Genomic DNA, 13,987 nt, shown 5'->3' on the forward strand with positions numbered 1-13,987 from the left:
GCCGATGATCGATCGACGGATTTCGCGGTCACGGCACTTGGACAGGTGGTTCCGACTGCCCACGTCCTCCCCTGCATCCGCGTCCTCGTTCTCCGGCTGAGATGATGGAGGCATGAGCGACGTCAAGACATACATGCGAACTGCCTCCGCGGAGGCCGACGCCGGCGAGGACACCCTCGCGGAGGTCACCGACAGGCTCGTGCAGCGCCTCGTGGAGGCCGCTGCCGCCGACGGCATCACGATCCCGGAGGGCGAAGTCGAGGTCGACGTGCTCGTCGACGACACGCTGAACCTGTGGGACGCGACCGCGACCTGGTCCGGATCCGGTGCAAGCGCCGCGGATGCTGAGGCGACGGTCACCGACATCGGCTAGCGCCGAACACGACACACGCGCGAAGCCCCGGTTCGGCCAGTGAATCACTGGCCGAACCGGGGCTTCCCTCTGTGCACGGACTGCGGACTTCGGACTCCCGTCGAGGGACGGTTGCCGGCTCGTCTCAGCGACGCGCCGTCACCGAGACTCGATCACCGGCCGGATACGGCCCGGGAATCGAGCACGGACGACGCGATCACTCGCCGTGACTGCGCCTCCGCCTGAGGAGCAGCATGGCTCCCAGCCCGAGGAGTGCCGTCGCGCCGAGAAGCCCCGGCCCGAGGGTGTCAGATCCCGTCGACGCCAAGGTTCCCTGTTCTCCTGCCTCGGGCGTCGTGCCGTCTTCGACGGTGACCATAGTCGGCGTTCCGGGCGGCGTCTGCGATGGCGCGTCTGTAGCGCCTGGAGAGGACATCGGCGGTGTGGCTGAGGGCGCCGGCGATGTCGTGGACGTTGGAGTCGGTGTTGGGTGCTGCGTGGAAGGTGCGACGGACTGCGTGGGGACAGGCAGCCCAGTCGAAGGATCGGTGGGTCCGGCCGTGGACGAGGCTGTCGGCGCAGGTGTCGGTGCGACGGTCTCCGTCGGCGACGGGCTCGCCGTCGGAGAAGGCGCCGCGCTCTCCGTCGGTGAGGGCGTCGCGGTCGCGGTCGGCGGGGTCGCAGTCGGGATCGCGGTCGCGGTCGCAGTGGGGGTCTCGCTCGCAGTCGGCGTCGCGGTCGCAGTCGGCGTCGCGGTCGGCGACGGGGGCGCGGTCACCGTCGGCGAGGGTGACCGCGTTGGAATGGGTGCGCTCTGGTCGAGGACGATCATCGGTGGCAGCCCGGCAATGATGGGATGGTCTGATGACAGCGTCGTGACGTTGCCGGACTCGTCCGTGAACGAAGCTCCGACAACTCGGTACTCGCCTGTCGACCACGCAGGAGACCCGGGACTGAGGGGAGGCATAGGCTGATACACCTTCGCACCGGCGGACCCGTAGATGATGTCGCCCAGCCGGTCGCGGTCGTTGCCAGCGATCTCATAGCGCTTTCCCCACTCGGCGTCCAGGTAGAACGTGGCGTCCACGAGCGCGCTCTCATCGCGGATCGTCCAGTTGATGAGCTCGACCTCGTCGCCCATTCGGATTGTTGACTGCTCGAATCCAGCCGAGAGCAGCTCCGGTGCGGTGACGTCTGGTCCGCCAGCGTCGACAACCGTGAAACTCGCCGCAGAAGCCAGTGCGTCGCTGTTGGCCGCCGTGGCGACAGGGCTGGCGCTCCCATGCTCGTCTTCCGAGAACACGCTGAGCACGCGGTACTCCCCAAGCGCCCAGGTGGAGTTGTTGACGGTGAGTCGCAGCGACCCGGAGACGAGGTCTCCGTCCCTGGAAGTGGTGTTTCGGTCGAAACCTCGAGCCTCGTATTCGCGCCCGTCGGGGCCGACGATGGTCATTATCAGCCTGACGACTCGGCTCGATTCACGCATCGTCCAGTTGAACCAGATGACGTCGCTCTGGCGGACTTCGTCCGGCGCGACCACCTCGAGGGCGACGAGCTCGGGGTATTCCTGGTCCCCGTCCGTGCCGACGTCGATCTGGAGCCTGGGCAGGGCCTGAATGATGGGACTGAAGTCCTCGGACGCGTATCCGAATACGCCCAGCACATCAAAGAAATAGAGTTCGCTTACCCGCCATTCGCCTGCCGCCCACTCTGAACCGCCAGTCGTGCACGTTGTCGTGCCGCTGACGATGTCTCCGTCTCGCACCGCGACGACAGCATCGAACTGTCCACATGACTTACTTTCCCGAGACGAAGTCCCCTCCCCGGTCTCAAGAGCGATGCCGCCTATTCCGATGTCGTGGGGATGGCGCACGCTCCAGTTGATCCGGATCTCGTCCCCGCCTCCGACAGTCGTGGGCGTGACGAGCTCGGCGGATATGAGTTCGGGCCTGATGTCGAACTCGTTGCCTTGGTCCGCAGCCGCCGGAAGGGCTGGCAGCAAGACCACAGAGAACAGCAGCGCGGCGAGGCAGGCGCAGAGGAGGGCAGAGAGCTTCTTCATGTGTCTCCGTCGACAGAGGGCGGGGGTCCGCAAAGACTAGTGCGGATGTGCAAACGCTCGGGGCCGCGCTCTCCGCTGAACCTCGCTCACATCTCTGCGACTGTGGGCAAAGTGTGGGCAGAGCACGCATCCGGGGAATGACGAAGGCCCCCAGTTGCCAGTGAATCACTGGGAAGTGGGGGCCTTCAGAACCGTGCCGGCTGTGGGATTCGAACCCACACGCCCTCTCGGACAGAGCATTTTGAGTGCACCGCGTCTGCCATTCCGCCAAGCCGGCGCTTCACCTCGGACACAGTATCGTAAGCTCACTACGTGACTGAACAGGAAACCTCTCAAGCCCCGCGACGTGTTGTCGTCGCCGAAGACGAGTCGCTCATCCGGCTCGACATCGTGGAGATCCTTCGCGACAACGGCTTCGACGTTGTCGGAGAGGCCGGCGACGGTGAGACCGCGGTCGCCCTCGCGAAGGAGCTTCGCCCCGACCTCGTCATCATGGACGTCAAGATGCCGCAGCTCGACGGCATCTCTGCCGCCGAGCAGCTGTCGAAGGACAGCATCGCCCCGGTTGTGCTCCTCACCGCGTTCAGCCAGAAGGAACTGGTCGAGCGCGCGACGGAGGCGGGCGCCCTCGCCTACGTCGTGAAGCCGTTCACGCAGAACGATCTGCTCCCGGCCATCGAGATCGCACTGGCTCGCCACGCGCAGCTCATCGCGCTCGAAGCCGAGATCTCCGACCTCAACGAGCGCTTCGAGACGCGCAAGCAGGTCGACCGCGCCAAGGGCCTCCTCACGCAGAAGATGGGCCTCAGCGAGCCAGAGGCGTTCCGCTGGATCCAGAAGGCATCCATGGACCGTCGCCTCACGATGCAGGAGGTCGCGCAGGCGGTCATCCAGCAGCTCTCGGCCAAGAAGTAGCCGAGGCCCGATCAGCAGAAGCCCTCACCGCGTTGACGCGGTGAGGGCTTCTTCGCATTCGCCTGACGCTATTTGGCGGTGCGGATGAGGTTCGTGATGCGGACCGTCGAGCAGCGCTTGCCCGCCTCGTCGGTGATGACGATCTCGTGCACCGTCATCGACCCGCCGAGGTGCACCGCCGTGCACTCGCCCGTGACCCAGCCGCTCACGGCGGAGCCCGTGTGGGTCGCGTTGATGTCGATGCCGACCGCGAACCTTCCCGGACCGGCGTGCACGTTCGCGGCCATGGACCCGAGCGACTCGCCGAGCACGCAGTAGGCGCCACCGTGCAGGAGGCCGATCGGCTGCGTGTTCCCCTCGACCGGCATGACGGCCACGGCACGCTCGGGGCTCAGCTCGACGCAGAGGATGCCCATGCGCTTGGCGAGCGCCCCGAAGCCTCGGCCGTAGGTCACCTCGTGCTGGTCGGGGATGCTGAGCCCGTTGACCGTCGTCGGCGTTTCCAGGTGCGTCATCAGGCTTCCTCCTCGAAGAACGCCCCACAACACGCGCGCATCGGCGCAGTGTCTGGGGCGGCAAGTAGGCTGACCGTGTGTCAGCGCAAAATCAGCCTACCCTCATGGTCATCGACGGCCACTCGCTTGCCTTCAGGGCGTTCTTCGCCCTGCCGGTCGACAGCTTCGTGAACGCCGAGGGGCAGCACACGAATGCCATCCACGGCTTCGTCTCGATGCTCCTCAACCTGCTGCAGAACGAGAATCCGAGCCACATTGCCGTGGCGTTCGACATCTCCCGCAGCTCGTTCCGCACCCGCGAGTACCCGGAGTACAAGGCGGGTCGGGAAGCGACTCCCGTCGAGTTCAAGGGTCAGGTCCCGCTGCTCCGCGACGCACTGCACGCCATGGGCATCACGACGATCGTGAAGGAGGACTTCGAGGCCGACGACATCCTCGCGACCCTCGCCAGGCAGGGGCGCGAGCAGGGCTTCAAGGTCCTCGTCGTCTCTGGCGACCGCGACTCGATCCAGCTCGTCACCGACGACGTCACGCTGCTCTACCCGTCCACGCAGGGCGTGACCAAGCTCACGCGCTACGACCCGGCCAAGGTCGAGGAGCGCTACAGCGTCCGCCCGGAGCAGTATCCAGACGTGGCGGCCCTCGTCGGCGAGAAGAGCGACAACCTGCCCGGCGTGCCGAAGGTCGGCGAGAAGACCGCGGCCAAATGGCTCGCCCAGTACGGCTCCCTTCAGGGCATCCTCGACCATGCGGACGAGATCGGCGGCAAGGTCGGCGAGTCCTTCCGCGAGCACCGGGAGAACGCGGTGCGCAACCGCAAGCTCAACCGCCTCGTCGACGACGTCGAGCTGCCCGTCGCCCCCGAGCAGCTGTCCCGCGGGGCGATCGACGCGGATGCGGTTCGCGAGATCTTCACGAAGCTCCAGTTCCGCACGCTCCAAGACCGCGTCCTGAAGCTCGCCGACGAAGCTGGCGACGACATCACGCCAGCGGAGGCCGTCGCGGCGCCCGTGCGCCCCGAGCTCCTCGATGAGGAACTCGAGCAGTGGCTCGCGAAGGCGGTCGAGGCGACTCCGGAGGGTCTCGGCCTCACGGTCTCCCACGGCGCAGACGGCACCGTCGTCGCGGTCGGCATCTCCACCGCCGCCGAGGCGACCGAGCTGCACTGGATTCCGGAGCGCGTCGACTACGCCCCGTTCGAGGCATGGCTCGCAAGCGACGCCCCCAAGCTGATGTTCGACGCCAAGCCGCAGCTGAAGGCGCTCACCATCGCGGGGCTCGACGTCGGCGGCCAGGTCAAGGACGGCCAGCTCGCCGCCTGGCTCTACCGCCCGCAGAACGCGCCAAAGCGTCTCGCCGAGCTCGTGCAGATGCGTCTCGACGAGCAGCTGCCCGAGTCCGACCCGAACCAGCTTCAGCTCGAGGACGAGTCCTCGCTGGTCGCCAGCGATGCCTGGTACACGCAGCGCGCGACGACCGCGGCGCTCGAGATGCTCGAACCGGGCACCCTCGACGTCTTCTCGAGCATCGAGACGCCGCTGCTCGCGACCCTCTCCAGCATGGAGCTGCAGGGTGTCGCCATCGACCGGGAGTTCCTCCAGGGTCTCGCCGACGACCTGTCCGAGCGCATCCGCACGTACGAGCAGGAGGCGTTCGACGCCATCGGCGGCACCGAGATCAACCTCGGATCGCCCAAGCAGCTGCAGGTCGTGCTGTTCGAGACCCTCGAGATGCCGAAGACGCGCAAGACGAAGACCGGCTTCTCCACCGACGCAGAGTCGCTCGCAGACCTCGAGCGGAACAGCCCGCACCCCTTCCTCGGCGCGCTCCGCAAGCACCGCGACTCGGTCAAGCTGCGGCAGATCATGGAGTCGCTGCTCAAGGCGGTCGACGACAGCTCGCGCATCCACACGAGCTACCACCAGATCGGCTCGGCGACCGGCCGTCTCTCGTCGAACGACCCCAACCTGCAGAACATCCCGATCCGGTCCGACGAGGGACGCCGCATCCGTCGCGCGTTCGTGCACGGGCCCGAGTTCGAGTCGCTCCTCACCGCCGACTACTCGCAGATCGAGATGCGCATCATGGCGCACCTCTCCGGCGACGCCGCGCTCATCGAGGCGTTCAACGCGGGGGAGGACCTCCACCGCTTCGTCGGCTCTCGCGTGTTCGGCGTGGAGCCGGCCGACGTCACGCCGGCCATGCGCTCCAAGGTGAAGGCGATGTCGTACGGCCTCGCCTACGGACTGTCGGCGTTCGGCCTCTCGAAGCAGCTCCAGATCGAGGTCGCCGAGGCCAAGAAGCTGATGATCGACTACTTCGAGCGCTTCGGCAAGGTGCGCGATTACCTCCGCAACGTCGTCGTGCAGGCGAAGGAGGACGGCTACACCGAGACGATCTTCGGCCGCAGGCGCCCGTTCCCCGACCTGCACTCGACGAACCGCATCGCCCGCGAGAACGCCGAGCGTCAGGCGCTCAACTCGCCCATCCAGGGGTCGGCAGCAGACATCATCAAGCGGGCGATGAACTCCATCGAGGAGCGCATCGGCGCCGAGAGGCTCTCATCGCGGATGCTCCTCCAGGTGCATGACGAGCTCGTGTTCGAGGTTGCCGCTGGTGAGGGGGAGACGTTGGAGGCGATCGTGCGCGAGGAGATGGCCGGCGCAGCCGACCTCACCGTGCCGCTCGAGGTGCAGATCGGCCGGGGACCGAACTGGGACGAGGCCGGCCACTAGCCGTCACCGTCCGCCCCATCCGCGGCTCCCTGTAGCAGGCACACGGGGCTCGCCTCTCGGTGATTCTTCCGAGGGGCGAGCTTAGGCTTGGGGGATGACGACTTCCGCTCAGCACCACCAGAACACCAGTCAGACACGACCGCAGACCGACATCGACCGGCTCGCGGAGGCCTGGGTCGCCACAGAGATCGAGCTCTCTCCCGAGCGTCGCGTGGAACTCGGCGCAGACGGCGACAAGGCCGAGTACGGCGACTACTCCTCGGCCGCGGCGCCCCGCAAGCGCGCCGCGATCGTCGATGTGCTCAGCAAGCTCGACACGCTTACCGAAGCCGACGAGGTCGACCGGGTCACCGCGCTCGAGCTCCGCCGCAGCCTTGGCCTCGAGATCGAGATGATCGATGCCAAACTCCACCTGCGCGAGCTCTCGAACATCGCGTCTCCGGCACAGGACATCCGCATGGTGTTCGACCTCATGCCGCGCGAGACCGTGAGCGACTTCGAGGACATCGCGCGGCGCTTCGAGAACCTCCCCGCCGCGATCGAGGGCTACACGGAGCGTCTCAGCGCGGGCATCGACGCCGGCGTCGTGCCAGCGAAGCGCCAGGTCCGCGAAGTAGCGATCCAGACAGGCGAGTACGCGGCCAGCGGCAACTTCTTCGAGCAGCTCGCGGCATCGAGCCCGGCGACCGGCGAGGTCTCGGACGAGCTCCGCCAGCAGCTCCGTCACGGTGCGCAGCTCGCTTCCGCGGCGTACGGCACGTTCACGACGTTCCTCCACGAGGAGCTCCTCCCCGCTGCGAGCAACACGGACGCCGTCGGACGCGAGCACTACGCGCTCGCCTCGCGGGGCTTCCTCGGCGCGGCAGTCGACCTCGACGAGACCTACGAGTGGGGTCTCGCCGAGCTGGCGCGCATGAAGGCCGAGCAGGAGGCCATCGCCAACGAGATCCTCCCCGGTGCGACGGTCGCGGAGGCCATCGCCCACCTCGAGCTCGACCCCGCCCGCAAGCTGCACGGCACGCCCGCCCTGCAGGCGTGGATGCAGGAGACGAGCGACCGCGCGGTCGCCGAGCTGGCCGAGAGCCACTTCGACATCCCCGAGCCGATGCGTCGACTCGAGTGCATGATCGCCCCGACCGAAGAGGGCGGCATCTACTACACGGGCCCATCCGAGGACTTCACGCGTCCGGGACGCATGTGGTGGTCGGTCACCCCCGGCGTGACGGAGTTCGACACGTGGCGCGAGCTCACGACGGTCTACCACGAGGGCGTCCCGGGTCACCACCTGCAGATCGCCCGCGCGACCCTCAACCGCGACCAGCTCAACACCTGGCGTCGCAACAACTGGACCTCCGGGCACGGCGAGGGCTGGGCGCTCTACGCCGAGCGCCTCATGGAGCAGCTCGGGTACCTCGACGAGCCGGCAGACCGCCTCGGCATGCTCGACGGGCAGCGGATGCGCGCGGCTCGTGTTGTCCTCGACATCGGCGTGCACCTCGGCAAGACGGTGCCGGAGGGCGACAAGGTCTGGGACTACGAGTACGCGCTCGATTTCATGCGTCAGCACGTGAACATGCCTGACGGCTTCGTGAAGTTCGAGGTGAACCGCTACTTCGGCTGGCCGGGCCAGGCGCCGTCGTACAAGATCGGGCAGCGGATCTGGGAGGAGCTCCGTGCAGATGCCGAGGCTCGTGCCGGTGACGACTTCGACCTTAAGGCGTGGCATTCGCGTGCCCTCGACCTCGGTGGACTCGGCCTCGACACGCTTCGCGAGGTGCTGAGCACCGACTGATCGGAGCTCCCGTCGGCCGGCCGCTGCTTGCCACGGGAGAACTCAGGCGGAGTCGCCTAGGCTCGCGGCAGCGGGTGCATCGACGCACTCGCTGCCGCGAATCCGAGGAGGCTGCGAGGTGCATCCGCAGAGTGGCGAGATAGCTGGCCTTGACCAGGCTGCCGCAGCATCCGCACACACCCTGATCGACGCGCATGGCAGTCTGGGCGCCTCCGCTGAGCTCCGCTCGGCGGTCGCCGGACTCCGCAGCGTGGTCCGCGACTCCTGGCTGAGATCGCTGCAGCTGCTCGGCAGCCCTGCGAACGCACGGGCCCGGGATCTCGACCAGTTCGAGCCGCTTGCGGCGGCGCGGGAGCGCAGCCCCCTGCAGCGTGTCCTTCCCGTGCTCGATCGTCTCCTCGTGGAGCCGGCGCGAGACACTGGCTTGATCGTCGCGATCACGAACGAACAGGGGCGACTGCTCTGGGTGCGGGGTGACAGCGCCACACTCCGTCGGGCCGAGCGCATGGACTTCGTCGAGGGCGCCGACTGGTCGGAGGCCGCCGTCGGGACGAGCGCCCCAGGGACAGCGCTCGCCTCGGGTCGGGACGTCCAGATCGCAGGCGCTGAGCACTTCGCGCCAGCCGTGCAGCTGCTCAGCTGCACCGCAGTGCCCATCCGCGACCCGTTCTCCGGCATCGCGGTCGGTGCCATCGACCTCACCGGTGATGAACGAGCCGTCGGCCCGCACTCGCTTGCCCTCATGCGCGCCGCCGTCGCGGCCGCGGAGGCGGAGATGCGGCTCGCCGTGCTGCTCTCGCGCCACTCGACGCAGCCGGGAGTTCGCCCAGAGACACCCGCGACGGCGAGCACCGTCGCGGCGGGCAGGATCAGCACGCTCGGCGTCCACCGCGCCAGGCTCACCACCGTCGATGGTGCACCGGTCGAACTGAGCGGTCGGCACGCTGAGATCCTGACGCTCCTCGCCGCACGGCCCTCGGGTCTCACCTCGGGCGAGCTCGCGCTCCGAATCTACGGCGAGAGCGCCAAGGAGGTCACGCTCAGGGCGGAGATCGCGCGGCTGCGGCCGGTGCTCGCTGAGCGCGGTCTCGACCTCGTGCCCCGCCCCTACCGGGTGGCGCAGGGCCTCGCGAGCGATGCCGTCGACGTGCTCGACCTGCTGGAGGCAGGTGACGTGGCCGCGGCCGTCGAGTCCTACCGCGGGGAGCTGCTGCCCACGTCGGAGGCCCCCGGTATCCGCGAGCTGCGCGCGGAGCTCTCGGCGACCCTCCGAGATCAGGTCCTCAGCTCCGCGGAGCCGGCCACGCTCCTCAGGTATCTCGAGCTGCCGGAAGTCGCGCAGGACGCGCAGGCCTTCCGCACGGCGCTCACGGTCCTCCCACCCCACGCGCCCGCCCGGTCGAGGCTCGTGGCGAAGATCGAGGCCCTCGAGTCCTGAGTGCCCTGCGCGGAATCGCGGCCGCCTCGAGTGCAACCCGATTGCAACGTCGGGGCTCCTACGCTTCCAGGGAAGAGTTCCCTCGGACAAAGGAGTCCTCATGACTGTTTACGCGAAGCCGGGCACAGACGGGTCCCTCGTCTCGTTCAAGCCCCGCTACGAGCACTACATCGGCGGAGAGTGGGTGCCGCCTGTCAAGGGCGAGTACTTCGAGAACATCACACCGGTCACGGGTCAGCCGTTCACCGAAGTGGCGCGGGGAACCGCCGAGGACATCGAGGCTGCACTGGATGCGGCCCACGCGGCGGCCCCTGGCTGGGGCAAGACCAGCCCTGCGGAACGTGCCATCATCCTGAACAAGATCGCCGACCGCATCGAGGAGAACCTCGAGTACATCGCCGTCGCCGAGACCTGGGACAACGGGAAGCCGATCCGCGAATGCCTGGCGGCCGACATCCCGCTCGCCATCGACCACTTCCGGTACTTCGCCGGCGCCATCCGGGCCCAGGAGGGCACGCTGAGCCAGCTCGACGAGAACACCACGTCCTACCATTTCCACGAGCCGCTCGGCGTCGTCGGCCAGATCATCCCGTGGAACTTCCCGATCCTCATGGCGGTCTGGAAGCTGGCCCCCGCGCTCGCCGCCGGCAACGCGATCGTCCTCAAGCCCGCTGAGCAGACGCCGACCTCGATCCTCGTGCTCTTCGAGCTCATCGGAGACCTCCTGCCCCCCGGAGTCGTCAACATCGTCAACGGCTTCGGCGCGGAGGCGGGCAAGCCGCTCGCCTCGAGCTCCCGCATCCGCAAGATCGCGTTCACGGGGGAGACCACGACTGGGCGCCTCATCATGCAGTACGCCTCGCAGAACATCATCCCCGTCACGCTCGAGCTGGGCGGCAAGAGCCCGAACATCTTCTTCGAGGACATCGCGCTCCGCGACGATGCCTACTACGACAAGGCGCAGGAGGGCTTCACGCTGTTCGCCCTCAACCAGGGTGAGGTCTGCACCTGCCCCTCGCGTGCCCTCATCCAGGACTCCATCTACGACCGCTTCCTCGAGGACGTGACGGAGCGCACGCGCAAGATCGTCCAGGGCAACCCGCTCGACACCGATACCCAGGTCGGGGCTCAGGCGTCGAACGACCAGCTCGAGAAGATCCTCAGCTACCTCGAGATCGGCCGCCAGGAAGGTGCGAAGGTGCGCATCGGCGGCGCTCGGGCCGAACTCGAGGGCGACCTGGCCGGCGGCTACTACGTGCAGCCCACGATCTTCGAGGGCCAGAACAGCATGCGCATCTTCCAGGAGGAGATCTTCGGCCCGGTTGTGGCCGTCACCAAGTTCTCCGACTACGACGATGCGATCTCGATCGCCAACGACACCCTCTACGGGCTCGGCGCCGGCGTCTGGTCGCGCATGGGGAACACCGCCTACCGCGCCGGCCGCGACATCCAGGCCGGACGAGTCTGGGTGAACCAGTACCACGCCTACCCGGCGCACTCCGCGTTCGGCGGGTACAAGTCCTCCGGCATCGGCCGCGAGAACCACCTCATGATGCTCGATCACTACCAGCAGACGAAGAACCTGCTGGTGAGCTACAGCGAGGACAAGCTGGGCTTCTTCTGATTCGCCGCGCGCTGATGCCGCGCGCCTGACTCAGGCTGCACGCGCAGAGCGCTGACCCGCGGGGATCACTCCTCGCGGGTCAGCCATGCGACGATGACGTCGCCGATCAGGCCCCGCTGGTGGTCCTGACGCGACGGGTCCTGCAGCTGCACGTCGAAGAGGTACCCGAACGTGTACTGGTTCGCGAGCAGGAAGACGCAGTACGAGCTGATGAGCAGGTGCACGTCGAGCGCGTCGACGTCTGCCCGGAACACCTGCGCCTCCCGCCCCCGTTCCAGCAGCCCGTCCAGGAGCGTGAGGGCGGGGGTGCCGAGCTCTCGCAGCGAGTCGAGCTGCCGGATGAACCGACCCCGGTGGATGTTCTCGATCGCGACGAGGCGGATGAAGTCCGCGTGCTCTCGGTGGTGGTCGTAGGTGATCTCTGCGAGCTTCCGCACCGCTTCCACTGGGGCGAGTCCGTCGACCTGTAGCTTCTGCTCGGCCACGCGGATGCCACGGTAGGCCTCCTCGAGCACCGCAAGGTAGAGCTGCTCCTTGCTGCCGAAGTAGTAGTAGATCATCCGCTTGGTCGTGCTGCTGCGCTTCGCGATCTCGTCGACGCTCGTGCCCGAGTACCCCGTCTCCGCGAACGCCGATGTCGCTTCAGCGAGCAGCTCGGCCCGGGTTCGCTCAGCGTCTCGCTGCTTCACCCTGTTCTCGGTCATCTGTGTATCTTCCCGCGTGGTGCAGCTGAGCCGCAAACCGGACCGGGGTACTGGCTGCGCCGTATCCGTCGTAGGCGCCGCGGCGCTCAACGATCTCGAAGAAGAGCCCGTCGATGGTGGGGGTGTAGAAGTGGACGAACGCGCCCTGCTCATCGCGGTCGTAGAGGAGGTCGAGTGATCGCAGCTCGTCGAGGGCCACGTGCTCGAGGCCGAAGCGCGCCTGGAGGTCGTCGTAGTAGTTGCTGGGTATGGGCAGGAAGGGCAGGCCGCGCCCCCGCGCAGCTCTGGCAGCGGCGACGGCGTCGTCGACGCGGATCGCGATGTGTCGGGGCTGGAGGGGCGCAGTAGGCGGGGCCAGGTTCATGGCGAGGCGAACTGCCCCGTCCGGTGTGCGCATGACCTGGCTGCGCACGAGACCCCGTGGGCCAGGAAGCTCCGCGACGGGCTCCGCGTCGAGCGCGAGGACGCTCCGGAAGAAGAGCACTGCCTCGTCGAACTCCTGCCACGGGTAGGCGATGTTGAGATGGTCGACGACCCCGTGCAGGGACGAGGCCGTGCTGTCGTCTTCGGCGCCGCCCACGAATTCGGGCAGCCAGGAGTCGCCTGCCGACCGTGAGTTCCAGGCGACCTCGGTCCCGTCGGGGGCCTCCACACCGCGCAGCTCGTACTCGCCGGCGGAGCTGCGTCGGAAGACGGCGGGCGCGCCGATGGCGTGGGCGCGCCCGGCTGCCGCACCGGCGTCTGCGACCTCGACGCCGAGCCCCGAGAGCCGCGCGTCCTTCGTCCGCCGCTGCTCGTTGAGGATGATGCGCGCGGCACCTGCCTGCCAGAGTCGCACGGGCTTGGTGCGGTGTCTGCCACCGAAGGCGAAGCCCAGCTGCTGGAGGGTCGCCTCGACCGCGGAGAGGTCCTCACCGGCGATCTCGACGAAGTCGATGGCCCGTGGAGGCTGGGGTGGGGCGAGCTGCTGGTCGTCCCAGCCGTTGAGCGCCGCCGAGCGGTCGAACAGCCACCGGAGCGACCTGAGCGCATGAGCGGCGGTGCGCTTGGCATCCGTCTGGCGGAACGTGTCGTTGAAGACCTCGAGGGAGAGGGGGCCGCGGTACCCGGCGCGGAGCATGTGCGAGAGGAACCGGGTGAGGTCGAAGTCGCCCTCGCCAGGGAAGAGCCGGTGGTGGCGGCTCCAGGACAGGACGTCGAGGTCCATGTCCGGTGCATCGGCGAGCTGCAGGAAGAAGAGCTTGTCTGCATCGATGCGCTCGATAGCGGCCGGATCGTGTCCTCGCGACAGTACGTGGAAGCTGTCAAGGCAGACGCCGAGGTTCGGTCGATCCGCGAGGCGCACGAGTTCCCACGCGTCTCGGTAGTCGTCGACGTAGCGGCCCCAGGCAAGCGCCTCATAGGCGATGTCGATGCTGTACTCGGCGGCGAGATCTGCGAGCATTCCGAGCTGGTTGGCGGTGGTGGTGCGGTCCGAGATGGTCGCGGTGCCGACGTTGCTGCAGAGCAGAATCATGGAAGCTCCGAGGCGTCGCATGACCTCGAACTTGGCCTTCGCGCGCCGGAGGTTGTCCGCGAGGGTCGCATCGTCGACGCCCTCGAAGTCGCGCAGTGGTTGGAACAGATCGATGGTCAGGCCGAGGCGGTCGCAGAGCGCGCGGATCTCCTCGGGCGATTCGTAGGCGGCGGTGAGGTCTGCATCCATGATCTCGATGCCGTCGAAGCCTGCTTCGGCGCAGGCGTGCAGCTTCTCGACGAGAGTTCCGGCCAGACAGACGGTGGCTATGGAAGTACGCATACCGCAATGTACCAAATGGTTAATTAAGTCACCAGACACTCTGCAGCGCACT

Annotated in this window: 10 protein-coding genes and 1 tRNA gene; 6 read left to right on the forward strand and 5 right to left on the reverse strand. The window is 67.6% G+C overall.

The features are described from left to right. Positions 1-112 precede the first annotated feature (112 nt). The gene (locus C5E05_RS02935) at positions 113-373 is read left to right on the forward strand and encodes a hypothetical protein (RefSeq protein WP_104241242.1); all 261 of its coding nucleotides are present in this window, start codon (positions 113-115) and stop codon (positions 371-373) included. Positions 374-569: 196 nt separating this feature from the next. Here the strand turns inward: C5E05_RS02935 and C5E05_RS20620 are convergent, their stop codons facing one another. Both C5E05_RS20620 and C5E05_RS02945 read right to left on the reverse strand, forming a co-directional pair. Next, a complete protein-coding gene (locus C5E05_RS20620; protein WP_104341063.1) occupies positions 570-2,414 on the reverse strand; it encodes an LPXTG cell wall anchor domain-containing protein in 1,845 nt (614 codons plus the stop codon). A gap of 194 nt (positions 2,415-2,608) precedes the next feature. Then, positions 2,609-2,691 (reverse strand) — tRNA-Leu (locus tag C5E05_RS02945). A gap of 35 nt (positions 2,692-2,726) precedes the next feature. On the opposite strand from C5E05_RS02945, the gene C5E05_RS02950 reads away from it, so the two are divergent. Next, positions 2,727-3,329 carry an ANTAR domain-containing response regulator gene (locus tag C5E05_RS02950; protein ID WP_104241240.1) on the forward strand — a complete coding sequence of 201 codons (603 nt, stop codon included), beginning with the start codon at positions 2,727-2,729 and terminating at the stop codon, positions 3,327-3,329. A 68-nt stretch (positions 3,330-3,397) separates the two neighbouring features. On the opposite strand, the gene C5E05_RS02955 is transcribed toward C5E05_RS02950, so the two are convergent. After that, positions 3,398-3,844, reverse strand: coding sequence for a PaaI family thioesterase (locus tag C5E05_RS02955; RefSeq protein ID WP_104341064.1), 447 nt, complete (start codon positions 3,842-3,844; stop codon positions 3,398-3,400). Positions 3,845-3,948: 104 nt separating this feature from the next. Between C5E05_RS02955 and polA the strand changes: the two genes are divergently transcribed. The 4 genes from polA (at position 3,949) to C5E05_RS02975 (ending at position 11,433) form a co-directional block, all read left to right on the forward strand. Beyond that, entirely contained in the window at positions 3,949-6,579 is a 2,631-nt protein-coding gene (gene polA, locus C5E05_RS02960) for a DNA polymerase I (protein WP_104341065.1), read from the forward strand. Positions 6,580-6,673: 94 nt separating this feature from the next. Further along, positions 6,674-8,371, forward strand: coding sequence for a DUF885 domain-containing protein (locus tag C5E05_RS02965; protein ID WP_104341066.1), 1,698 nt, complete (start codon positions 6,674-6,676; stop codon positions 8,369-8,371). A 118-nt stretch (positions 8,372-8,489) separates the two neighbouring features. Continuing rightward, positions 8,490-9,809, forward strand: coding sequence for a helix-turn-helix domain-containing protein (locus C5E05_RS02970; protein ID WP_104341067.1), 1,320 nt, complete (start codon positions 8,490-8,492; stop codon positions 9,807-9,809). 100 nt (positions 9,810-9,909) lie between these two features. Beyond that, the gene (locus C5E05_RS02975; RefSeq protein ID WP_104299015.1) at positions 9,910-11,433 is read left to right on the forward strand and encodes an aldehyde dehydrogenase family protein; all 1,524 of its coding nucleotides are present in this window, start codon (positions 9,910-9,912) and stop codon (positions 11,431-11,433) included. A gap of 65 nt (positions 11,434-11,498) precedes the next feature. Here C5E05_RS02975 and C5E05_RS02980 read toward each other — a convergent pair whose 3' ends face one another. Together C5E05_RS02980 and C5E05_RS02985 are read right to left on the reverse strand one after the other, a co-directional pair. After that, positions 11,499-12,137: a TetR/AcrR family transcriptional regulator gene (locus C5E05_RS02980; RefSeq protein WP_104241234.1), complete on the reverse strand. Its 639-nt coding sequence runs from the start codon at positions 12,135-12,137 to the stop codon at positions 11,499-11,501. Further along, the gene (locus C5E05_RS02985; RefSeq protein WP_104306617.1) at positions 12,103-13,935 is read right to left on the reverse strand and encodes a sugar phosphate isomerase/epimerase and 4-hydroxyphenylpyruvate domain-containing protein; all 1,833 of its coding nucleotides are present in this window, start codon (positions 13,933-13,935) and stop codon (positions 12,103-12,105) included. The genes C5E05_RS02980 and C5E05_RS02985 overlap by 35 nt, the downstream gene beginning before the upstream one ends. Positions 13,936-13,987 lie beyond the last annotated feature (52 nt).

This window comes from Pseudoclavibacter sp. AY1H1, from assembly GCF_002931055.1.
In the GTDB taxonomy this organism is placed as follows: Bacteria; Actinomycetota; Actinomycetes; order Actinomycetales; family Microbacteriaceae; genus Pseudoclavibacter.

Bases quoted from the DNA above. Each gene is read 5' to 3' on its own strand.
- C5E05_RS02935 (WP_104241242.1), top strand. From the start codon at position 113: ATGAGCGACGTCAAGACATACATGCGAACTGCCTCCGCGGAGGCCGAC.
- C5E05_RS20620 (WP_104341063.1), bottom strand. From the start codon at position 2,414: ATGAAGAAGCTCTCTGCCCTCCTCTGCGCCTGCCTCGCCGCGCTGCTG.
- C5E05_RS02955 (WP_104341064.1), bottom strand. From the start codon at position 3,844: ATGACGCACCTGGAAACGCCGACGACGGTCAACGGGCTCAGCATCCCC.
- polA (WP_104341065.1), top strand. From the start codon at position 3,949: ATGGTCATCGACGGCCACTCGCTTGCCTTCAGGGCGTTCTTCGCCCTG.
- C5E05_RS02965 (WP_104341066.1), top strand. From the start codon at position 6,674: ATGACGACTTCCGCTCAGCACCACCAGAACACCAGTCAGACACGACCG.
- C5E05_RS02975 (WP_104299015.1), top strand. From the start codon at position 9,910: ATGACTGTTTACGCGAAGCCGGGCACAGACGGGTCCCTCGTCTCGTTC.
- C5E05_RS02980 (WP_104241234.1), bottom strand. From the start codon at position 12,137: ATGACCGAGAACAGGGTGAAGCAGCGAGACGCTGAGCGAACCCGGGCC.
- C5E05_RS02985 (WP_104306617.1), bottom strand. From the start codon at position 13,935: ATGCGTACTTCCATAGCCACCGTCTGTCTGGCCGGAACTCTCGTCGAG.